At 73.0% G+C, this 20,215-nt stretch carries 16 protein-coding genes and 1 riboswitch; of the genes, 5 read left to right on the plus strand and 11 right to left on the minus strand.

Translation table 11 applies throughout. The features are described from left to right. Nucleotides 1-50: 50 nt before the first annotated feature. Nucleotides 51-173, minus strand: a riboswitch (ZMP/ZTP riboswitch). Nucleotides 174-295: 122 nt separating this feature from the next. Next, entirely contained in the window at nucleotides 296-1,285 is a 990-nt protein-coding gene (locus ACYVK5_RS04760; RefSeq protein WP_460702321.1) for an NAD-dependent epimerase/dehydratase family protein, read from the plus strand. A gap of 36 nt (nucleotides 1,286-1,321) precedes the next feature. Here ACYVK5_RS04760 and ACYVK5_RS04765 read toward each other — a convergent pair whose 3' ends face one another. Continuing rightward, on the minus strand, nucleotides 1,322-2,101 hold the full coding sequence (locus ACYVK5_RS04765; protein WP_460702323.1) for an SDR family oxidoreductase: 780 nt from the start codon (nucleotides 2,099-2,101) through the stop codon (nucleotides 1,322-1,324). Between the two features lie 101 nt (nucleotides 2,102-2,202). Between ACYVK5_RS04765 and ACYVK5_RS04770 the strand changes: the two genes are divergently transcribed. Next, the gene (locus ACYVK5_RS04770) at nucleotides 2,203-3,054 is read left to right on the plus strand and encodes a helix-turn-helix transcriptional regulator (RefSeq protein ID WP_460702325.1); all 852 of its coding nucleotides are present in this window, start codon (nucleotides 2,203-2,205) and stop codon (nucleotides 3,052-3,054) included. Nucleotides 3,055-3,167: 113 nt separating this feature from the next. Then, nucleotides 3,168-3,674 carry a VOC family protein gene (locus ACYVK5_RS04775; protein WP_460702327.1) on the plus strand — a complete coding sequence of 169 codons (507 nt, stop codon included), beginning with the start codon at nucleotides 3,168-3,170 and terminating at the stop codon, nucleotides 3,672-3,674. Nucleotides 3,675-3,738: 64 nt separating this feature from the next. Here the strand turns inward: ACYVK5_RS04775 and ACYVK5_RS04780 are convergent, their stop codons facing one another. Beyond that, entirely contained in the window at nucleotides 3,739-6,870 is a 3,132-nt protein-coding gene (locus tag ACYVK5_RS04780; RefSeq protein ID WP_460702329.1) for a helix-turn-helix transcriptional regulator, read from the minus strand. Further along, on the minus strand, nucleotides 6,867-7,070 hold the full coding sequence (locus tag ACYVK5_RS04785) for a hypothetical protein (RefSeq protein ID WP_460702331.1): 204 nt from the start codon (nucleotides 7,068-7,070) through the stop codon (nucleotides 6,867-6,869). The genes ACYVK5_RS04780 and ACYVK5_RS04785 overlap by 4 nt, the downstream gene beginning before the upstream one ends. Nucleotides 7,071-7,311: 241 nt before the next feature. On the opposite strand from ACYVK5_RS04785, the gene ACYVK5_RS04790 reads away from it, so the two are divergent. Then, on the plus strand, nucleotides 7,312-8,133 hold the full coding sequence (locus ACYVK5_RS04790) for an exodeoxyribonuclease III (RefSeq protein WP_460702332.1): 822 nt from the start codon (nucleotides 7,312-7,314) through the stop codon (nucleotides 8,131-8,133). Nucleotides 8,134-8,195: 62 nt separating this feature from the next. Here the strand turns inward: ACYVK5_RS04790 and ACYVK5_RS04795 are convergent, their stop codons facing one another. From ACYVK5_RS04795 to ACYVK5_RS04820, 6 genes are all read right to left on the minus strand, one after another. Next, a complete protein-coding gene (locus ACYVK5_RS04795; protein ID WP_460702333.1) occupies nucleotides 8,196-8,657 on the minus strand; it encodes a hypothetical protein in 462 nt (153 codons plus the stop codon). A 137-nt stretch (nucleotides 8,658-8,794) separates the two neighbouring features. Then, nucleotides 8,795-10,030: a galactokinase gene (gene galK / locus ACYVK5_RS04800; protein ID WP_460702334.1), complete on the minus strand. Its 1,236-nt coding sequence runs from the start codon at nucleotides 10,028-10,030 to the stop codon at nucleotides 8,795-8,797. A 31-nt stretch (nucleotides 10,031-10,061) separates the two neighbouring features. Then, the gene (locus ACYVK5_RS04805) at nucleotides 10,062-11,645 is read right to left on the minus strand and encodes a GMC family oxidoreductase (protein ID WP_460702335.1); all 1,584 of its coding nucleotides are present in this window, start codon (nucleotides 11,643-11,645) and stop codon (nucleotides 10,062-10,064) included. Between the two features lie 11 nt (nucleotides 11,646-11,656). Then, the gene (locus ACYVK5_RS04810; protein WP_460702336.1) at nucleotides 11,657-13,147 is read right to left on the minus strand and encodes an aldehyde dehydrogenase family protein; all 1,491 of its coding nucleotides are present in this window, start codon (nucleotides 13,145-13,147) and stop codon (nucleotides 11,657-11,659) included. 11 nt (nucleotides 13,148-13,158) lie between these two features. Beyond that, on the minus strand, nucleotides 13,159-15,276 hold the full coding sequence (betT, locus tag ACYVK5_RS04815; RefSeq protein WP_460702337.1) for a choline BCCT transporter BetT: 2,118 nt from the start codon (nucleotides 15,274-15,276) through the stop codon (nucleotides 13,159-13,161). 66 nt (nucleotides 15,277-15,342) lie between these two features. Continuing rightward, nucleotides 15,343-16,494 (minus strand): Mrp/NBP35 family ATP-binding protein, encoded by a 1,152-nt coding sequence (locus ACYVK5_RS04820; protein ID WP_460702338.1) that lies wholly within the window; start codon nucleotides 16,492-16,494, stop codon nucleotides 15,343-15,345. A 149-nt stretch (nucleotides 16,495-16,643) separates the two neighbouring features. Here ACYVK5_RS04820 and ACYVK5_RS04825 point away from each other — a divergent pair, with 149 nt between their 5' ends. Then, entirely contained in the window at nucleotides 16,644-18,587 is a 1,944-nt protein-coding gene (locus tag ACYVK5_RS04825) for a hypothetical protein (RefSeq protein WP_460702339.1), read from the plus strand. A 41-nt stretch (nucleotides 18,588-18,628) separates the two neighbouring features. On the opposite strand, the gene ACYVK5_RS04830 is transcribed toward ACYVK5_RS04825, so the two are convergent. Further along, nucleotides 18,629-19,384 (minus strand): ABC transporter permease, encoded by a 756-nt coding sequence (locus ACYVK5_RS04830; RefSeq protein ID WP_460702340.1) that lies wholly within the window; start codon nucleotides 19,382-19,384, stop codon nucleotides 18,629-18,631. Further along, nucleotides 19,381-20,160, minus strand: coding sequence for an ABC transporter ATP-binding protein (locus ACYVK5_RS04835; protein WP_460702341.1), 780 nt, complete (start codon nucleotides 20,158-20,160; stop codon nucleotides 19,381-19,383). The genes ACYVK5_RS04830 and ACYVK5_RS04835 overlap by 4 nt, the downstream gene beginning before the upstream one ends. Nucleotides 20,161-20,215: the final 55 nt, after the last annotated feature.

A 20,215-nucleotide genomic window follows, 5' to 3' on the forward strand; every position in this document is an offset into this window, starting at 1 on the left:
GCCTCACCGCGAACGGCAGCCCGGCGGGGTGCGCACCTTCTCACGAGGTGACCCCGGGCCCAGGCGAACGACCCGTCGTCGGCACAGTACGTCGCTCCCCGGTGGTTGCTCCACCTCGTCCCACCGTGCCTGCTCGGAGGCCCTGCGGGATGGCGCCAGTCGCGACGGGAAGAGCCTAACAGCGCCCCGCGGTGCCCGGTGCGGCCGTCGTGGACGGACCGGCCCGTTCGGACGGTTCTTCTGCCCGCGGCAGAAGGACTCGCGCCGTGCGGGCCCGCCTGATGGACTCCTCGCCATGAAGATCCTCGTCCTGGGCGGAACCGTGTTCCTGTCCCGCGCCGTCGCCGCCGAGGCGGCCGCGCGCGGTCACGACGTGCTGTGCTCGGCGCGCGGCGTGAGCGGTTCCGCGCCCGGCGGCGTGCCGCTGATCCGCTGGGACCGCGGCGACCCGGTCCCCGAGGAACTGACCCGCGTGGCCCCCGATGCCGTCGTCGACGTGTCGCGGATTCCTTCCCACGTGCGCCGCGCCGTCGCCGGTTTCGGCGCGGCGCACTGGACGTTCGTCTCGACGGTCAACGTGTACGACGACGTCGCCACCCCGGGCGGCACACCGGCGACCCTGCCCCTGCTCGACCCGATCGAGACCGACGAGGACCCGGCCTCCGGCCCCGAGGTCTACGGGGCGATGAAGGTGGCCTGCGAGAACATCGTCCGGACCGGAAGGGCGGCCTCGATGGTCGTCCGCCCCGGCCTCATCGCGGGGCCGGGCGACCCGAGCGGCCGGTTCACCTACTGGCCCGCCCGGTTCGCCGAGGCCGCCGCCGACGGCGGTCCCGTCCTGGTCCCGGAGCCCGTCGACGAGCTCGTCCAGCTCATCGACGTGCGCGACCTCGCCCGGTGGATCGTCGACGGGGCCGAGGCGGGGACCACGGGCATCTTCGACGCCATCGGGCATCCCACGCCGAGGTCCGAGGTCCTGGCGCAGGTGGCCGACGGCGTCGGCGCGGCACCGGATCTCGTACCGGTCGGTCCCGGCACGCTCAGGGCGCACGACGTCGCCCCGTGGTCCGGCGCCCGGTCGCTGCCGCTGTGGATCGGCGACCCGGACTGGTCCGGCATGCTCGCCCACGACGTCACGCCGTCGTACGACGCCGGCCTCCGGACCCGGCCCATCAGCGAGACGGCCCGTGACACCCTCGCCTGGCTCCGTGCGGAGCCCGACGCGAACGTCACGGGCCTGACCCGCGCGGAGGAGCTGGAGCTGATGGACGCGGTCCGGCGGTGAGCGCCGGTGTCGGCCCCGTTCCCGGTCGGCTCCGCCTCAGCTCCGGCTCGGCTCGGGCTCGGCGTCGAGCCGGTCGATGGCGTTGAGCGTGGCGACCACCTGGTCGTAGTCGCCGCGGGTCTCGGCGTGGCGCAGGAAGCCGACCTGCTCGACGAGGATCTCGTGCGCCTCGGGCTGCTGCGCCAAGAGCTCCATGACCTCGTCGGCGTACTCGTCGAGCGGCATGGCGAAGTCCGCGGTCTCCTGACCGGGCAGCAGCGTGGTGCGGACCGCCGGCGGGACCAGTTCGACCACCCGCACGCCGTGCGGTTCGAGCTGGAGCCGGACCGACTCGCTGAGCCGGTGGATCGCGGCCTTGGTCGCGTTGTACGTGGGCGTGTGCCGCAGCGGGACGTGCGCCAGGCCGGACGACACGGTGACGATGGTGGCCCCGGGCCGGGTCCGGAGGTGCTCGGTGAGCGCGGCGATCAGCCGGATCGGGCCGAGCACGTTCGTGGTGACCACGGCCTCGGCATCAGCCAGGAAGTCCGGGGTGGTCCAGTCCTCGATCCGCATGATCCCGGCCATGGCGACCAGCACGTCGAGGTCGGGGTAGCGGGCCACGACGTCGGCCGTGGCCTCGGTGATGGACGCCGGGTCGGCGATGTCGATGCGGACGGTGCCGAAGCCGTGCTCGGCGGCGAGCCGGTCGAGGAGCTCGGTGCGGCGGCCGCCGATGATCACCGTGTTGCCCGCGGCCTGGAGGCGCTGGGCGAGAGCGAGCCCGATGCCGGACGTCGCGCCGGGGATGAAGATGGTGTTGCCCGTTGTGTTCATGCCCCCACCCTGCGCGGGCCGGACCGCGGGCGGGAGAGACCTGGCGATCGGGGGACCGGCGATCCCTGGCTGCGGCGGCGTGCGCGGCGCACCATGGGGGCATGAACCGACCTGCTCTCGCCGACTTCCTGCGTCGCAGGCGCGAGGCCCTGCGCCCGTCCGACGTCGGGCTGGTGCCCGGGCCGCGGCGCCGCACCCCGGGCCTGCGCCGCGAGGAGGTCGCCGCCCTGACCGGGATGTCCGTGGACTACTACGTGCGCCTGGAGCAGCAGCGGGGACCGCAGCCGTCCGAGCAGATGCTCGCCGCGCTGGCCCGGGCGCTGCGCCTGACCGCGGACGAGCGCGACCACCTGTACCGCCTCGCCGGGCACAACGTCCCCCGGCGCACCCCCGCCGACACGCACGTCGCGCCCGCGCTGCTGCGCGTGCTGGACCGGCTGGAGGACACGCCCGCCCTGATCCTGAACACGCTGAGCGAGGTGCTGGTGGCGAACCGTCTCGCGACGGCGATCTTCGGGGACCCGTCGGCGGCGACCGGATGGTCACGCAGTGAGGCGTACCGATGGTTCACCGACTCCTCGTGGCGCGGTGTGTACCCGCCCGAGGACCACGACCGCCACGCGCACAGCCTGGTGTCGTCGTTGCGCGCCGCCCACGGGGCGTCGGGGGAGCGGTCCCGGGCGGGTGAGCTGGTGCGGGTCCTCCTGGCGGAGTCGGACGAGTTCCGCGTGCTGTGGGAGCGGCACGAGGTGGCCCGGCGCTTCTGGGATCACAAGACCGTCGTCCATCCCGAGGTCGGCCGGATCGAGGTCGACTGCCAGGCCCTCTTCACCGAGGATCAGTCACAGGCGCTGCTCGTACTGACACCCGCGCCCGGCAGCGAGGCCGAGGAGAAGATCCGCCTGCTGGCCGTGCTCGGGCAGGAGAAGTTCAGCGCGGCACCGGGGAGATAGGTACCCGTCGTCCCGCGGCCGCGGGTTCCCGACCGATGAGTTGTGCCGGCGGGCGTCGTCGTACCTAGCGTGCGGACCCTCGCAGGGAGGGTCCACCGTTCGAGGAGATGATCATGACGACCGTGCGTTCCCACCTGTGGTTCGGAAACAACCAGGCCCACGAGGCCGCCGAGTTCTACGCGGAGCACATCCCCGGCAGCAGCGTCGACCGGGTCCTCGTCGCCCCCGACGGCGTCCCGGGCGCGGAGGCCGGCAAGCCGTTCATCGTCGAGTTCACCGTGGCCGGTCAGCAGTACACCGGGCTGAACGCCGGCCCGGAGTTCCACCTGGACGAGGCGTTCTCCATCCTCGTCGAGGTGGACACCCAGGACGAGGTCGACACCCTCTGGGACGTCCTCGCGAGCGACGGCGGCGAGCCCGGCCCCTGCGGCTGGTGCAAGGACAAGTTCGGGGTCTCGTGGCAGGTCGTGCCGAAGCAGCTCGCCGAACTCTGCGGCGACTACACGACCGCGGCGAACCTGCGCACCATGAACGCGATGCTCAAGATGAGCAAGATCGACGTCGCCGGCCTGGAGGCGGCCTACGCGGGAGAGGAGACCCCGGCTCCGGCGTCGTCCTGAGAGGTGACCCCGAGACCCGGCGCGAAGGTGTTCGAGCGCGCGAGGCGGTGATCGTCGCCATCCGTCAGACCTCCAGCAGGCCGCGACGGTGTGCCAGGCTCACCGCCTCCGCCCGTCCCGAGGCCCCGAGCTTCGCCATGACGTTCGACACGTGCACGCTCACCGTCTTGGTCGAGATGTAGAGACGCTCGCCGATCTGCCGGTTCGACAGGCCCTGCGCCACCAGGGTCAGGACCTCCTCCTCGCGGTCGGTGAGGGTCGACGCCGTCGCCCGGCGCACGCCGGGCAGGTCCAGCCGGGCGCGCCTGCCGAGCGCGCGCACCGCCTCGGCGAGCGGGACGGCGCCCATGGCGGTCGCCTCGGCCAGGGCCTCCGCCGCGGCTGTCGCGGCGGACTCCTTCTCGCCCGCGCCGAGCAGGGCCTCGGCCCACCGGTAGCGTGAGCGCGCCACCTCGTAGCGGTACCCGAAGTCGAAGGCCTTGACGGTCTCCTGCCAGGCGTCCGCCGTCTCGCGCCACAACGCGGGCGCCGCCTCACCGTCCCCGACCGCGGCGTGCAGCCGGGTGTTCTCCGCCGCGGCCCGCTGCAGCCAGGCGCTTCCCTCCGGCCCGAGGACACCGCCGCGCGGCCGCCCCCGCTCCGCCGTGTTCCGGGCGAGGTCGAGGAGCGCGTCACCCCGTTCCAGCCGCTCCGCCGCGACCATCTCCCGGGTCGTGCCCGCGGGGCTGCCCGCACGGCCGGACGACCGGTCCGCCTCCGCCGCGTCGGCCAGCGCGGCGATCGCCAGCGCGGACAGCCAGATCCCGCCGAGGAACAGCTCGTTCCACACGCTCACCAGGTGGTCCGTGACCTGCTCGGCGAGCGCGAACGCCTCGTCGTGCCGGCCCGCCCAGGTGAGCGCGTCCACGAGGGTGCCACCGCCGATGAGCGCGATCATCCCGTCGTCGTGCCAGTGCGCAAGCAGCGCCTCGCCCCGCGTGAGGACGTCGTCGTCCCCGCGCGCGACGGCCGCGTACATCCCGACCGCGTTCAGGACCTGCACCGACGTCGGGGGCACGTCCCCGAACGGCCGCGGTGCGAGGTCACCGCGGAAGTACAGCATGACTTCCTGCAGGATCCGCAGGTTCACCGGGTAGGTGCTCCAGGCGAGGCCCAGCTCCTCCGCGCGGGCGAGCCCGTGGGCCACCTTCTGCTCTGCGTCGGCGAGGTGGCCGGCGTAGAAGCGGTTGGCCGCCACGTTGTGGAGGCAGCGCATCTCCGCGAGGACGTCCCCGGCCCGGACCGCCGCGGCGCACGCCTCGTCGAGGAGGCGCGCCGCCTTGTCGGCGTCACCGACATCGAGCACCGCGAGCGTCGCGAGAGCATCGGCCAGGGCGCCGTGCTCGCCGAGCGCCCGCGCGCCCTCCGCGGCGCGCTCCGCCTGCTCGCGGGCCTCGTCGTCGAGGTCCATCTCCATCGCGATCCGCGCCAGCAGGGCGTCGCTCCACACCCGGTCGGCACTCGCGGCCGGCAGGACGTCCAGCGCCGCCCGCAGCTCCCGGCCGTCGTCCTCGGCGTGCTCGCCCCAGTCGGGCAGCTCGAGCTGGCGCCGTACGAGGACGTGCCGCAGTGCCGCACGGCGCGCCGGGTCGTCCGTCAGGTCGTCGATCGCGCGGCTGGTGAGCCGGACCGCGCGCGCCGGGTCGCCCGCCTTGGAGGCGGCCTCGCCGGCGGCGACGGCGACCGCGACCCTGTCCATGCCGAGCAGCGACTCCGCCTCCGGGACCGACTCCCACAGGGCGAGCACCTGCTCGCGGTGCCGCAGCTCCTCCTCGGGGGCCAGCAGGCCGCGCGCGGCGAGGGCCGCCTCGTGAGAGGCGAGCACGGCCGCGGGCAGGTCGTGCGCCTCGACGGCATGGTGCGCGCGCTCGGCGGCGCCGCCCAGGGGCGTCCCGTCCGGACGCTCCTGCGCCAGCGCGGCGAGGTACGCGCGGTGCATCTCGGACCGCTCGCCGGGGAGCAGATCGGAGTACAGGACCTCGGCCAGCAGCGCGTGCCGGAACTCGAGGTGCCCGCCCGACACCATCAGGACCTGCTGGGTCACCGCCTCGCGCAGTGCGGCGTCGATCCCGGCCGACCGGCCCCGCTGGGCGGCCGCCGCGCGCAGGAGGTCCTCGCGCACGCGACGGCCCGCCACGGACGCGAGGCGCACGACCTGCTGCACCTCCGGGTCGAGCCGTTCGAGCCGCGTCCGCAGCACCTCGGTCAGGGTCCAGGGCAGGACCCCGGGTCCGGGCCCGGCGTCCAGCAGCTCCTCCGCGAAGAACGCGTTGCCCTCGGAGCGGTCCAGCACGCTCGCGAACTCGCCGGCGCTCAGCGGGCCGCCCGCCAGCGCCGTCGTGAACTCGCGCAGCTCGGCCTCGTCGAACGGCTTGAGGTCGATGCGCTCCACGTGCTCCAGCCGGGACAGCTCGGCGAGCACGGGGCGCAGCGGGTGGCGCCGGTCGACGTCGTCGGACCGGTAGGTCACCACCACGAGGAGATTCTCCGACCGCGCGCGGGCTGCGAGGAACCGCAGCACGTCGCGGGTCGAGGCGTCGGCCCAGTGCACGTCCTCGACGATCAGCAGGACCGGCCGGTCCGGCTCGCCGGCCTCGCCGAGACTGCGCGCGATGCCCTCGAAGAGCTGGAGGCGCTCGTCGTGGTCGGCGCCGGCGCCCCCGCCGGGCTCCAGCAGGCGCCACAGCGCGGGCCGTTCGGCCACGAGGCCGGCGACCCGCTCGGCGGCCTCCGACCCCGCCGCCCCGGCCTGGAGCTGGGCCAGGGCGTCCGTGAACGGCAGGTAGGGGATCCCCACCTGCCCCAGGTCGACGCAGTGCACGACGACGGCGCTGGCCCCCGCACGCTCCGCCGCCTGCGCGACATGGCTGATCAGCCGGGTCTTGCCCACCCCGGCGTCGCCCCCGACGAGCACGAGGCCCGGGCGACCCGCCGAGGCGCGTTCGACCGCGCGAAGGAGTGAGCCGACCGGCTCCTGCCGGGAGACCAGGGGAATTGCCGTGGAGCGCCGCACGGGGACATCGTCCCACCAGTCACTGACATTCCCGCCGGTGTTCCGGCGCACGGCCGTCAGCGGGGCGGCCGTCGCCACACCGTCGGGTGTGGCGGCCACCGTCCCGCTGACGACCGAGGTGCCGGATTCCCGGCCGCCCGTCATGCGAACAGACCGCGGTGCGCGGGCTCGGGTGCCATGCCCGCCAGGCCCCGGCGGATCTGCGAGGTCCGCTTCTCGGCCGGCTTGCGTGCGGCACGCTTCTTGTCCTTCGGCGCCTTCCTCTGCCGGCCGCCCCAGGCCTTCTCCAGCTCCTCCCGGCGGTACTTCACTTCCGCGTCGATGGCGGTTCCCCACAGCGACATGATTCCTCCGGTGATCCTGTCCGGCGGGCCCTGCTGCCCGTCCGGTGCGATACCGAGAACATTCGTCGTGAGCCAGCCCCCGCCACATCGGCCGACCGCCCAGTCCTGCGGCACGACCCCACCTCAGACGAACCCCCGCACCCACCTCAGACCTCGCCTGAGGTACCTCAGAACGCCTCAGCCCACCTCAGACCACCTGCGCCCGCCCCGGCCCGCCGGCCGCCGACGTAGAGTTGCCCGCGTGCCTGAGCTGATCGTCGCCACCGCCAACGTCAACGGGATCCGCGCCGCCTTCCGCCGCGGGATGGACGCCTGGATCGCCGCCCGCACGCCGGACGTCCTGCTCCTGCAGGAGGTCCGCGCCCCGGCCGCCGTCGTCGAGGAGTACCTCGACGGCTGGCACGTGGCGAATCTCGGCAGCGAGATCAAGGGCAGGGCCGGCGTGCTCGTCGCCTCGCGCCACCCCCTCGTGGACGTCCGACCCGGGTTGCCGGCACCCGGCGACGGCGCGGAGTCCGCCGTGGACACCGGCCGCTGGATCGAGGCCGACATCGCCCTGCCCCACGACGCCGGCACGCTCACCGCCGTCTCGACCTACCAGCACTCCGGGTCCACCAAGCCCGGCGAGGAGGCGACGATGGAGGCGAAGTACGCCTACCTGGAGCGCACCACGGCCCGCCTGGCGGAGCTCGCCGTCACCGGCACCCCCGTCGTCGTCGCCGGCGACATCAACATCGCCCACACGCAGTCGGACATCAAGAACTGGAAGGGCAACCTGAACAGCGCCGGCTTCCTCCCGGCCGAGCGCGCCCACCTCGACCGCTGGGCCGAGCTCGGCTGGACCGACCTCGGCCGCGCGCACGGCGGCGACGGCCCCGGGCCGTACACGTGGTGGTCGTGGCGCGGCAAGGCGTTCGACAACGACGCCGGATGGCGCATCGACTACCAGTACGCCAACCCGGCCCTCGCACCGGCGTGCCGGAAGGTCGAGGTCGACCGGGCGCCGTCGTACGCGGAACGCTGGAGCGACCACGCCGCGGTGGTCGCCGTCTACGACTTCTGACTCTGCGGCCTCTGACTCCGCACGGCGTCCGACTCCGCGTGGCACGGCCTGACCGGCACCGCCTAACTCCGCGCGGCGTCCTGGATCGCGTTGTTGAACGCCGGGAGGGACGCGCGATGCCATGACGTGGCCGCGAACCCCGGCTCCTGATCGGTGACCATCATCGACTTGGAGTCCTCGAGCGTCGCGGTCACGTCGCCGCCGTCCGGGCCGATGCCCCGGAAGGTCGCCGTGCCGTCCTCGTCCAGCTCGCCCGTGAACTCGGTCGTGTCGGTGCTGATCATGCTGTCCTCGACGTCGACGATCCGGCGCTCGCCCGTGATCTGGCCGTCGGACGAGATGATGCCCTCGATCAGGCCGAACCGCGTCGCACCGCCGTCGGAGTCCGTGACCTCCGCCATGTAGGAGAAGTCGTCGCCCGTGGCGAACCCGTCGCCCGAGCCCGTCCCGCCGATCCCGCATCCGGCCAGGACGACGGCGGCGAGCACCGCCAGGATCGTGGCGACGACGGCGGGCCTCAACATGCCTTCTGTGACCGGTGCGCTGCGTGGCACTGGTTCCGTCCCCTCGTGTCGTGCACCGACGTGCACTCGCGGTGCCCCCGCGACACCGCGTGGCCCACAAAATAGCGGAACTCGCGCGGAAGGCTGAAATTCTCAGGTCACACGGCGCCCGCGCCGGCCGACGGAGGCGCCGCCAGGAATGCCGGGGCGGTCAGCCCGGCGTCGGCAAAGGCCCTGTTCACGGCGGTGGCCGCGTGCTCGACGTGTTCCCGGGGGACCAGTGCGATCGCCGAGCCGCCGAAACCGCCCCCGGTCATGCGCGCGCCCACGGCGCCCGCCGCCATCGCCGTGTCGACCACCAGGTCGAGCTCGCGGCAGGACACCTCGTAGTCGTCCCGGAGCGAGGCGTGCGACGCCGTCATGAGCGGGCCCACCTCCGCGACCAGGCCCCGCGACACGAGATCCACGAACCGGGCGGTGCGGTCGGTCTCGGTCACGACATGGCGGACGCGGCGCGCGAGGACCCCGTCCTCGTCGTGCGGGGCGAGCTCGGCCAGGGCGGTCTCCAGCCCGTCCGGCGCGATCTCGCGCAGGTTCGCCAGCCCGAGCAGTCCGGCGGCCTCCTCGCAGGCCGCGCGGCGGGCGCCGTACTGGCCGTCGACCAGGGCGTGCGGGGCGCGCGTGTCGACGACCAGCAGCTCCAGGCCCGCCGCGGCCGGTTCGAACCGGACCGGCCGGCCCGACTCGAGGGCCGACAGCCCCGGCCGGAAGTCCAGCAGCAGGGCACGCCCCTCGGCGCAGCGCAGGGAGGCGGACTGGTCGAGGCCCCCGGTGGGTGCCCCGGCGATCTCGTTCTCGGCGCGGCGGCAGGCGTCCACCAGCTCGGTGCGGCCGGCGTCGGTGGCCGCCAGCCCGAGCGCGTCCACGTCGTCGATCGCCACCGCGAAGGCGGCCTCGAGCGACGCCGACGAGCTCAGCCCGGCCCCGAACGGCACGCAGGAGTCGACGGCGGCGTCGAATCCACCGACCTTGTGTCCCGCCTCGGCGAGCGCCCAGGCCACGCCCGCCACGTAGGCGCCCCAGCCGCTGACAGACCCGGGGCCGACGTCGGACAGCCGTGCCTCCCACGGCTCGTCCGGTGTCTGCGCGGAGACGATCCGCACGACGTCGTCCTCGCGCGCCCGGAGCGCCACGTACGTCCGGTGGGGCAACGCGGTGGGCAGGCAGAGACCGGCGTTGTAGTCGGTGTGCTCGCCGATCAGGTTGACGCGGCCCGGGGCGAACCAGACGCCGTCGGGCGCGCCGCCGTCGAAGGCGTCGGAGAACACGGTACGGACACGTCCGGCGCCCCCGGCGGGCGTCCAGGACTCGAGCCACTGCGGCGTGGAAGGCATGGCCCAGATCCTATGTGGCGGGCGCGCGCCGTCAGGCCCTGTCTCGCGTGATGAAGTCCGCGCAGCGCTCGCCGATCATCATCACCGTGATGTTCGGGTTGACCGTGGTGATCTCCGGCATCACCGAGGCGTCCGCGACCCGCAGCCCGGTGACGCCCTTGACCCGCAGCCGCGGGTCGAGCGGCGAGGAGTCGTCGTCCTCGGCGCCCATCCGGACCGAGCCCGTGGGGTGGTAGACGGTGTTGTGGGTGCGGGAGAGGTAGTCGGCGATCTCCTCGTCCGTCCGCACGTCGGGCCCCGGGAACAGCTCCCGCCCGGTCCATTCCGCCATCGCCGGCTGCGCCGCGATCGTCCGGGCGAGCTTGACGCCCTCGACCATGACGCGCAGATCGCTTTCGTCGGTGAAGTAGCGCGGATCCACCTTCGGCTTGTCGCGGAAGTCGCGCGACCGCAGCCGTACCGTGCCCCGCGACCGCGCGTGCGTCACGTTCGGCGTGAGGCAGAAGACGTTCTCGGCGCTCGGGTAGCCGTGGCGCACGGTGTGCATGTCGAACGGGACGGAGCCGTAGTGCATCATCAGGTCGGGCACGGCGTCGCCGCGGGCCTCGGCCTCGGGGGTCCGCGTGAAGATCCCGATCTCCCACCACTGGGTGGACTCGGTCACCATGGGCTGCTTCGCCTCCCAGGAGATCACGCCCTCCGGGTGGTCCTGCGTGTGGGAGCCGACGCCGGGGGAGTCCACCAGCACCTCGACGCCGACCTCGCGCAGGTGCTCGGCGGGACCGATGCCGGACAGCATGAGCAGCTTCGGCGAGTCGATGGCGCCCGCCGACAGCACCACCTCGCGGCGTGCCGTGACGCGCACCGTGTGGATCAGGTCCGGGGCCTGCACCTCGACGCCGGTCGCGCGGGGCATCCCCGTACCGGGGCCGTCCGGGGAGTCGAACACGATCCGCTTCACCCAGTGCTCCGTGAGGATCGTCAGGTTCTTCCGGTCCAGCACGGGGTGCAGGTAGGAGACCGATGACGACGAGCGCACGCCGTCCTCACGGGCGTTGATCTGGAAGAAGTTCGCGCCGCTGGTGACGGTCGTCCCGTCGTTGAACCGCACGCGCGGGATACCGGCCTGCTCGCAGGCATCGAGCAGTGCGACGCCGCACGGGTCCGCGGCGGGGACCTGGCGCAGCCGCACGGGGCCGTCGTGGCCGTGGTGCTCGCCGGGCTGGTCGTTGTTCTCCAGCTTGCGCACGAACGGCAGCGACTCCGACGCCTCCCACCCGGTCGCGCCGAGTTCGGCCCAGCGGTCGAGGTCCTCGGCCGGCGGGTGGAACGCGATGCAGGAGTTGTGCGACGAGCAGCCGCCGAGCACGCGGGCGCGCGCCTGCCGCATGAAGGAGTTGCCCCTCTCCTGCGGCTCGACGAGGTAGTCCCAGTCGTAGCCGGACTCGAGCAGGTGCATCCACCGGTCGAGGCGCAGGACGGCGTCGTCGTCCACGTCGGACGGGCCGGCCTCCAGCAGGGCGACCGTGACGTCGGGATCCTCCGACAGGCGGGCCGCGACGGCGGCCCCGGCGGACCCGCCGCCGACCACGACGTAGTCGTACTCCCGGGACATGCTTTCTCCCCTCACCGCTGTGCGAACCAGCCGGTCACGGCCGGGCGCAGGTTCTGGTAGACGTGCTTGGCCTCCTGGTACTCGGCCAGGCCCGTGGGTCCGAGTTCACGGCCGAAGCCGGACTGCTTGAACCCGCCCCACTCCGCCTGCGGCAGGTAGGGGTGGTAGTCGTTGATCCAGATCGTGCCGTGCCGCAGCCGGTTGGCGACGCGCTGCGCCCTGCCCGCATCGGCCGTCCAGACGGCGCCGGCCAGGCCGTAGTGCGTGTCGTTCGCGATCTCGACGGCCTCGTCCTCGGTGCGGAACGTCTCGACGGTGACGACCGGCCCGAACGCCTCGTCGACGACGGCGGCCGCACCGCGCGCGACGCCGTCGAGCACCGTGGGCAGGTAGTAGAAGCCCTTCGTCAGCTCGCCCTCGCCCCACGCGCCGCCGCAGCGCAGCACGGCGCCGTCGGCCACGGCCCGGTCGACGTACGCGGTGACCTTGTCGCGGTGCGCGGCGGAGATCAGCGGGCCGGTCTCCGCGTCCGGATCGTCGGGGCCGCCGAGCCGGATCAACTCGGTGCGGCGCACGAGCTCATCGACGAAACGGTCGTGGAGCGACTCCTCGACGAGCAGCCGGGCGCCCGCCGAGCAGACCTGGCCGGAGTGGACGAAGGCGGCGTTCAGCGCGTTGTCCACGGCCGCGTCGAAGCCCTCGTCCGTCGCCGCGACGTCCGCGAACACCACGTTCGGGTTCTTCCCGCCGAGCTCCAGCGCCACCTTCTTCACCGTGGCCGCCGCGTTCGCGGCGATGAGGCGCCCGGTGACGAGCCCGCCGGTGAACGACACCATGTCGATGTCCGGGTGCGTGCTCAGCGGCCCGCCCGCCGTCGGGCCGGCGCCCGTAACGAGGTTGGCCACCCCGGCCGGGACGCCGGCGTCGGACAGCACCTCCATGAGCAGCATCGCGGTGTGCGGGGTGAGCTCGCTGGGCTTGAGCACGAACGTGTTGCCTGCGGCCAGCGCCGGCGCCACCTTCCACACGGCCTGCAGCAGCGGGTAGTTCCACGGGGAGATGAGCCCGCACACGCCCACCGGCTCGTACTGGACGCGGCTGACGACGTCGTGGCTGCCCGCGTCGACCATGCGCCCGGCGTCGAGGCCAGCGAGCTTGCCGAAGTAGCGGAAGCAGGCGATGCAGTCGTCCATGTCGATCTCGGCCTCGACCCGCCGCTTGCCGGTGTCCCGCGACTCCGCGCGGGCGAACTCCGCCTTGCGTTCCGTCAGGGCGTCCGCGACCCGCAGCAGCAGGTCGCCGCGCTCCGGCGCGGTGGTGGCGCGCCACGGGCCGGCGTCGAACGCGCGCCGGGCGGCGGCGATCGCGCGCTCCGTGTCGGCGGCGGACGCCTCCGACACCGTTCCGGCGTCGGAGCCGTCGGCGGGGCACACGATGTCGCGGGTGGCCCCGTCGGCCGCGGCCTGCCACGCGCCGTCGATGTACAGGGAGGATGCGCTCATGGTGGTGCCTCTCAGGATGCGCCGGGCACGTGGTTCGGTGCGACGACGGGCTCGGCGGCGCCGTCGGCGGCCTGCTGGACGGTCTGCAGGTAGATGAGATGCCGTTCGTACTGGTCGAGCACGTCGGCGATGAGCTGCTCCTTGGTATAGCCCGTGACGTCGTACCCCTGGGTGCCCTCGGTGAGGTACACCTCGATACGCACGTAGTAGTCCTCGCCGACCGGGCGGCCCGAGGCGAACACGGGGGTGGGCGCCTCGACGGGGCACAGCCGGTAGGTGAACGGCTCGTCGTCGCCGTGCTCCACCGTGAGGGTGAGGCACGGGACGCCGGCGACCTCACCGGACTCGGCGACCGAGGCCGTGGCGTCCTGCTCCGTCAGCTCCGTGACCACCTCGGTCAGGGCCGGCCGGCACACGTTCTCGACGAACCGGCGCGACTGCGCCCTCGTCGGGAAGCTCAGCATGCGCCGGAGCCGGAGCTTCCAGGAATGGCCGGCGACGCCGTCGGCGTGCGTGCGGTCCGACAGGCTCGCGGGCAGTGAGGTGCGCAGCGTGTCGGTCTTGTGGCCCTCGGTGCGCAGCACCTTGTACAGCCCGAGCATCACGGCGACCATGACGAACGAGAACGGCAGGCCCATGATGATGGTGCCGGACTGCAGGGTCGTGATGCCGCCCGCCAGGAGCATGGCCATGGTGAGCAGACCGGTCGCGGCGGCCCAGAAGATGCGGAGCCACGCGGGACCGTCGTCGCCGGCCTTGTGCAGGCGGGACGTGAAGTTGGACAGCACGAGCGCGCCGGAGTCGGCGGACGTGACATAGAACAGCAGGCCCGTGATCACGGCGATGCCGATCGTGAGCGGCGCGGCCGGGAACTGCTGCAGCAGGGCGTAGATGCCGCTGGCAGGGTCGTTGACGGCGTTCTCGCCGAACTCCGCGCCGGCGGCGCCCCCGTTCAGCATGAGGTCGAGCGCGCTGTTGCCGAACACCGACACCCACAGCAGCACGAACACGAACGGGATGGTCAGTGTGCCGATCACGAACTGACGGATGGTGCGGCCACGCGAGATGCGCGCGAGGAACAGGCCCACGAACGGCGCCCAGGCCACCCACCAGGCCCAGAAGAACAGCGTCCACCAGCCCATCCACTCGGCGGGGGCCTCGAACGCGTAGGTGTCCAGCGTCATGCCGGGCAGGCGGGACACGTAGTCGCCGAGGTTCATGACCAGGCCGTTGAGCAGGAACGACGTCTTGCCGGAGGCCAGGATCCACACGATCAGCACGATCGCCAGCACCACGTTCAGCTCGGACAGGCGGCGCAGACCGCGCGCCACACCGGAGACCACGGACAGCGTCGCGACGACCACGGCCAGCACGAGCAGCCCGATCTGGGCGCCGGTGCCCTCGGGAACGCCCCACAGCTCGAACAGGCCGCGGTTGAGCATCTCGACACCGATACCGAGCGTGGTGGCCAGGCCGAAGATCGTGCCGATCACTGCCGCGATGTCGACCGCGTCACCCAGCTTGCCCCACACGCGGTCGCCGAACAGCGGGTGCAGGACCGACCGGATGCTCAGCGGCATGTTGCGGCGGTAGGCGAAGTAGGCCAGCGCCATACCCATCAGCGCGTACATGCCCCAGCCGATGATCCCGTAGTGGAACAGCGTCCACACCACGGCCTGGCGGGCGGCCTCGATGCCCTCACCGCTGCCGGCGGGCGGGAAGTAGTACTGCGAGGCCGGCTCGGCCACCGAGTAGAACATCAGGTCGGTGCCGATACCGGCCGCGAACAGCATCGCCGCCCACGTGAAGAGGTTGAACTGCGGCTTCGACTGCTCCGGCCCCAGGCGGATCTTCCCCATCCGGGAGACACCCACCAGGATGACGAACACCAGGAACACGGCAGCGACCAGGAAGTAGTACCAGCCGAAGCCGTCGGAGATCCAGCCGACGACGACCCCGATCGACTCCTCGGCCTGCGTCGGGGCGAAGATCGCCCACAGGGCCACGGCGAGGATGATCGCCGCCGAGCCGAGGAAGACCGTCCGGTTCACCACTCTTCGCCGGACTTTCGTCGGCGGGCTCTCGGACGGTCGGTCGGTGGACACGGCGGTGCCGTCGGCGGTGCTCATGAATCCTCAGGGGGACGGGGAAAGGGGACGGTGCGCCAGTGTAGACGGTGTCCCGGCGCCTGCAGGCTAGGCAGGTGTCACACCGAGCTGCATCCCCGCCAGCCCGCGCTTGCGCGCCGCCAGCCCGCGCGCAACCTCACGCAGCACGACGGCGCCCGGCGAATCCGGGTCCGACAGCGCGACCGGCGTCCCGGAATCCCCGCCCTCCCGGACCGCGACATCCAGCGGAACCTGCCCCAGCAGCGGCACCTCCGTGCCCAGGACCTCACCCAGCCGGGCCGAGACCTGCGCACCCCCGCCCTCGCCGAACAGGTGCAGGCGAGACCCGTCGGGCTGGGTGAGCCACGACATGTTCTCCACCACGCCGACCACGTTCTGCGACGTCTGCGTCGCCACCGACCCGGCCCGCTCGGCCACCTCAGCAGCGGCCGCCTGCGGCGTCGTCACCACCAGCACCTCCGAGCGCGGCAGCAGCTGCGCCACCGAGATCGCGATGTCCCCCGTCCCCGGCGGCAGGTCCAGCAGCAGCACGTCCAGGTCGCCCCAGTACACGTCCGACAGGAACTGCTCCAGCGCCCGGTGCAGCATCGGCCCCCGCCACACCACCGGCTGCCCGGCCGGCACGAACATGCCGATCGACACCACCTTCACCCCGTGCGCGATCGGCGGCAGCAGCATGTTGTCCACCCGCGTCGGCTGCCGGTCCACCCCCAGCATCCGCGGGATCGAGAACCCGTAGATGTCCGCGTCGATCACGCCCACGCTCAGCCCGTCCGCCGCCATCGCCACTGCCAGGTTCGCCGTCACCGACGACTTCCCGACCCCGCCCTTGCCCGACGCGACCGCGTACACCTTCGTCAGCGAGCCCGGCTGCGCGAACGGGATCACCGGCTCACCCGTGCCCCCGCGCAGCCTGGTCCGCAGCGCCGCGCGCTGGTCGGGCGTCATCACCCCCAGGTCCACGTCCACGGCCGCCACGCCCTCGACGGCGCTCGCGGCGGCCGTCACGTCCCTGACCAGCGTCGACTTCATGGGACACCCGGCGACCGTGAGGTCGATACCGACGACGACGTGCACCCCCGGGCCCCCCTCGTCCGACGCGGTGACGGACCGCACCATGTCCAGCTCCGTGAGGGGCCGGCGGATCTCGGGGTCGAGGACGCGCGTGAGCGCCTCGCGGACACGGTTCTCGATGGTCGTGGTGCTGGTCGGAGTCACCCTTCGATCGTAGAGGTCGTCCGGGCGGACGGTCCGCAGGGGCCGGTCCGCGACGCGGATCACCGCGACACAGTGCGGATCTGGCGTGCGTCAGGCAAATACTCAGTAAGGACCGATAGGGTGAAGTCACGCAGACAGGGAGGTGTGGCATGGCGAACGGGGCGGTGAACATCTCGGTACCCACCGGCCTGCACAGGATCGCCAGCGAAGACGAGGCGCGCGAGTTCGCCCGCTTCCTTCAGGTCCCGAACCGGGCCTGGCCCGTGGTGGTCGTCTCCACGCCCGCCGGCCGCACCACTCCCTACGTCGACCCGCAGCGCGTGCTCGACGACGTCGCCGGGCTCGCCGAGGTCGTCGTCATCCCGACCGGCGACGTGTCCTGGGCCTTCTCGCGCGGCATGCCCGAGTACACGCAGGTGTACGGCGGCGCGTCCCGCGTGTACCCCACCGGGCTCGACTGGATCCACGACCTGCGCCGCTCCCCGCTGCACTTCGCGTACTCCCTGGCCGACGGCCCCAAGGTGCGTGACCGCCTCGTCAGCGACGCCCTGTCGGCCGCGGTGCGGGCCGGGCTCACGGGCGCCGCCGGGTCCGGCGCCGGCGGATCGGGCGCGGCCGGTTCCGAGGTGCGCGGGACGGTGCAGGGCGTGCTCGGCTCCCGCGCCCTCATCGAACTGGACGACGGCGGCCAGGCGTCCATCGCGGAGGAGCTCACCCTCCCCGGCGTGCCGTTGCAGAGCATCTTCCGGCGAGGCATGAAGGTCCGCGGGAGGCACGACGCCGGACGGGGCACGCTCGATGCACGCGGCATGCTGCCCGACGACGCCGCGCAGCGTCGTGCGGTCAAGAACGCCTATAGAGTGGGCAAAGTCGTGCTCGGCAGGGTGGAGTCCGTGACCGAGGCGGCCGTGACGATCGCCGTCGTACCCGCCGTACAGGTCAGGGTGCCGCGCGAGCGGGTGACGGGCAACGGGCTCGACGCCCTCGACGACCTCTTCACCCCCGGCGAGGTGGTGCTCGGCCGCGTCGTGCAGGCGCCCGGCGACGGCATCATGCTGCGGCTCGACGACGTGGACGAGTCCGACGAGCCGATGTCCGCCCTGTCGCTGCTGGACGGCGGGCCGCCGTGGCTGATCCCGCCGGACCCGTCACTCCAGGAGCCGGAGACGGGCAGCGGGCCGATCCGGATCCCCACCCCCGCGGAGGTGGTGAGCGGCCGGAGCGCCCCGTCCCCCGTCCGGAGCGCCCCGCCGGAGCACGACCGCCCGGGCGGCGGGACGAGGCGCCGGCCCACGCCCGGGGACATCGCCGCGCGGATCGCGGGGGACGCCGCCGCCCCGTTGCCCGCACCGCCCGAGGACAGCAGGTCCGCCGTGGCGGGCACGGGCGGGCCGGCGTCGCCGTCCGGGAGCAAGGGTGCCGTCCGGGACCTCAGCCTCGCGCTCGACGCGCAGAAGGCCCAGGTCAAGCGGCTGGAGAAGGAGCTGATCGACGTCAAGGTCGAGAAGCGCCGGGCGGAGGTGGAACTCGACGAGCTGCGCCAGTACGTGGCCGACCTGCGCGATCAGGTGGATCGCCGTGACCACCAGCTCGAACGGTCACGAGCGCAGCTGCGGGCGGAGAAGTCGAAGTCGGCGGCCTACCGGCGCGAGCTCGGGCGGGACGTCGAGGTCACGACGGAGCGGTACTTCACCGACCCGGCCGAGCAGTTCCGGTTCGAGGTCACGCAGACGTGGGCGCAGATCGTCCCGGCGGGGGAGAAGGAGCGCTGGCCGCTCGGGGAGTACGTGCTCGGTTCGCGGTTCCTCGAGTCGCTGGAGACCGTCGAGGGGATCTCGCGGGACAAGGTGCTGCGGACCGTCGTGCACGTGGTCACGGGGCGGGCCCCGGAGATGAACGGACTCCAGGTGCACCCGCTGCGCTCCGGGCTCGGCGGCGACGACCCCCAGCGCGTCAGGGACGACGGCGCGGCCTGCTGGCGCGTATCGCTGCAGGTCAACACGCCGTCGGCCCGACGGATGCACTTCTGGCGCCTCCCGGGCGGCGGCTACGAGCTGTCCCGCGTGGTGCTCCACGACGACATGGAGCCGTGACGGGACGGACGACGGAAACCGGCCTGCCCGGGCGGACGTGCTCAGGTCGAGTTGATCTCCCGGCGCGCGACCCTGATCAGGCCCAGCACCAGGGGCGCCACGATCCAGATGGCCGACGCCGTGGCGAGCTGGGCCCACTGCTGGCCGGTCATGGCGTCCCCGTACAGGACGGGTTCCCCCGCTGTGGCCAGGTCGATCCACGGCATGGCGTCGCGGACCGCCGCGATCAAGGAGCCGATCAGGCCGAACGCGGTGGGCAGGGCGAAGAACGCCACGATCGCACCCGCCGTGTTCTGGATGAGGGCGCCGAACGCCACGCCCTGCGCCATGGAGAGGACGGTGAGCAGCAGGCCGCCCCAGACGGCGCCCGCCGGGATGGTCCAGGCGGCGTCCGCGTCGGTGAACGCGACCACCGCGAGGTGGAAGACGGCGGCCAGGCCGACCGCCACCGCGAAGAAGGCGACACCCGAGCCGAGCGCGGCGACGAGCTTCGCCAGCCCGACGCGCGTGCGCCGCGGCTCGAGCGTGAACGTGATCAGGCCGGTGCGCTGGGACCACTCCGAGGTGGCGGCAAGGATCCCGACTACGGGCAGGAGGAGGCCCATCGGGATGGAGGTGCCGAAGTAGAACGCCTCGAAGCTCGTGGCACCCTCCCCGATGAACGCCATCACGGCGAGCACGGCGGCGGTGATCAGGGCGATCGAGATCAGCAGCCAGAGCCCGGCGCGCGTGTCGAGCTGCTTGCGCCACTCGACGAGAGTCAGGCGGGTGAAGGGGACGGCGGAGATGGCGGTCATCGTGAGTTCTCCCGATCGGTCTCGGTGGTGGCGGGGACCGTCGTCGGCTCCGGACGGGCAGTCCCGTCGCGGGAGACGTCGGCGGTCAGGTCGAGGAAGAGGTCCTCGAGGCTGCGCTGGGAGTGGGACAGCAGGAGTTCGGTCGAGCCCTGGGCGACGATGCGCCCGTTGCCGATCACGACGATCTCGTCGGCGACCTTCTCCACCTCGTGCAGCAGGTGCGAGGAGAGCAGGACGGTCCCGCCGGACCGCGCGAAGTCGGCCAGCAGGTCGCGCATCCAGCGGATGCCGGCGGGGTCGAGGCCGTTCGCGGGCTCGTCGAGGATGAGCACCTCGGGATCGCCGAGCAGCGCGTTCGCGATGCCGAGGCGCTGTCGCATCCCGAGCGAGTAGCCCTTGACGCGGCGGTCGGCCTCCTTGGGGGTGAGGCCCACGAGGTCGAGGACCTCGCCGACGCGCCGTCGGCCGATCCCCATGAGCATCGCCGACACCGTCAGCGCCTCGCGGCCGGTGCGGCCGGCGTGCTGCGCCGAGGCGTCCAGCAGCACGCCCACGCGGCGTCCCGGGTTGGTCAGTTCGCGGAACGGCATGCCGAGCACGTGCGCGGTGCCGGAGGTGACGGGCGTCAGGCCGCACAGCATGCGCATCGTGGTGGACTTCCCGGCGCCGTTGGGCCCGAGGAAGCCGGTGACGAGTCCCGGGCGGGCCTCGAAGGTCACGTTGCCGACGGCGGTGAAGTCGCCGTATCTCCTGGTGAGGTGGTTCGCGGTGATCATGGCCCCACGCTCTCCCGGCGGCCCCCGCCGGCACATCGGCCGAAGGCCCGCGACG

The organism is Myceligenerans halotolerans (genome assembly GCF_054782975.1).

Excerpts from the sequence above, each read along its gene's own strand:
- ACYVK5_RS04760 (WP_460702321.1), top strand. The coding sequence starts at position 296 with ATGAAGATCCTCGTCCTGGGCGGAACCGTGTTCCTGTCCCGCGCCGTC.
- ACYVK5_RS04765 (WP_460702323.1), bottom strand. The coding sequence starts at position 2,101 with ATGAACACAACGGGCAACACCATCTTCATCCCCGGCGCGACGTCCGGC.
- ACYVK5_RS04770 (WP_460702325.1), top strand. The coding sequence starts at position 2,203 with ATGAACCGACCTGCTCTCGCCGACTTCCTGCGTCGCAGGCGCGAGGCC.
- ACYVK5_RS04775 (WP_460702327.1), top strand. The coding sequence starts at position 3,168 with ATGACGACCGTGCGTTCCCACCTGTGGTTCGGAAACAACCAGGCCCAC.
- ACYVK5_RS04780 (WP_460702329.1), bottom strand. The coding sequence starts at position 6,870 with ATGACGGGCGGCCGGGAATCCGGCACCTCGGTCGTCAGCGGGACGGTG.
- ACYVK5_RS04785 (WP_460702331.1), bottom strand. The coding sequence starts at position 7,070 with ATGTCGCTGTGGGGAACCGCCATCGACGCGGAAGTGAAGTACCGCCGG.
- ACYVK5_RS04795 (WP_460702333.1), bottom strand. The coding sequence starts at position 8,657 with ATGTTGAGGCCCGCCGTCGTCGCCACGATCCTGGCGGTGCTCGCCGCC.
- galK (WP_460702334.1), bottom strand. The coding sequence starts at position 10,030 with ATGCCTTCCACGCCGCAGTGGCTCGAGTCCTGGACGCCCGCCGGGGGC.
- ACYVK5_RS04805 (WP_460702335.1), bottom strand. The coding sequence starts at position 11,645 with ATGTCCCGGGAGTACGACTACGTCGTGGTCGGCGGCGGGTCCGCCGGG.
- ACYVK5_RS04810 (WP_460702336.1), bottom strand. The coding sequence starts at position 13,147 with ATGAGCGCATCCTCCCTGTACATCGACGGCGCGTGGCAGGCCGCGGCC.
- betT (WP_460702337.1), bottom strand. The coding sequence starts at position 15,276 with ATGAGCACCGCCGACGGCACCGCCGTGTCCACCGACCGACCGTCCGAG.
- ACYVK5_RS04825 (WP_460702339.1), top strand. The coding sequence starts at position 16,644 with ATGGCGAACGGGGCGGTGAACATCTCGGTACCCACCGGCCTGCACAGG.
- ACYVK5_RS04830 (WP_460702340.1), bottom strand. The coding sequence starts at position 19,384 with ATGACCGCCATCTCCGCCGTCCCCTTCACCCGCCTGACTCTCGTCGAG.
- ACYVK5_RS04835 (WP_460702341.1), bottom strand. The coding sequence starts at position 20,160 with ATGATCACCGCGAACCACCTCACCAGGAGATACGGCGACTTCACCGCC.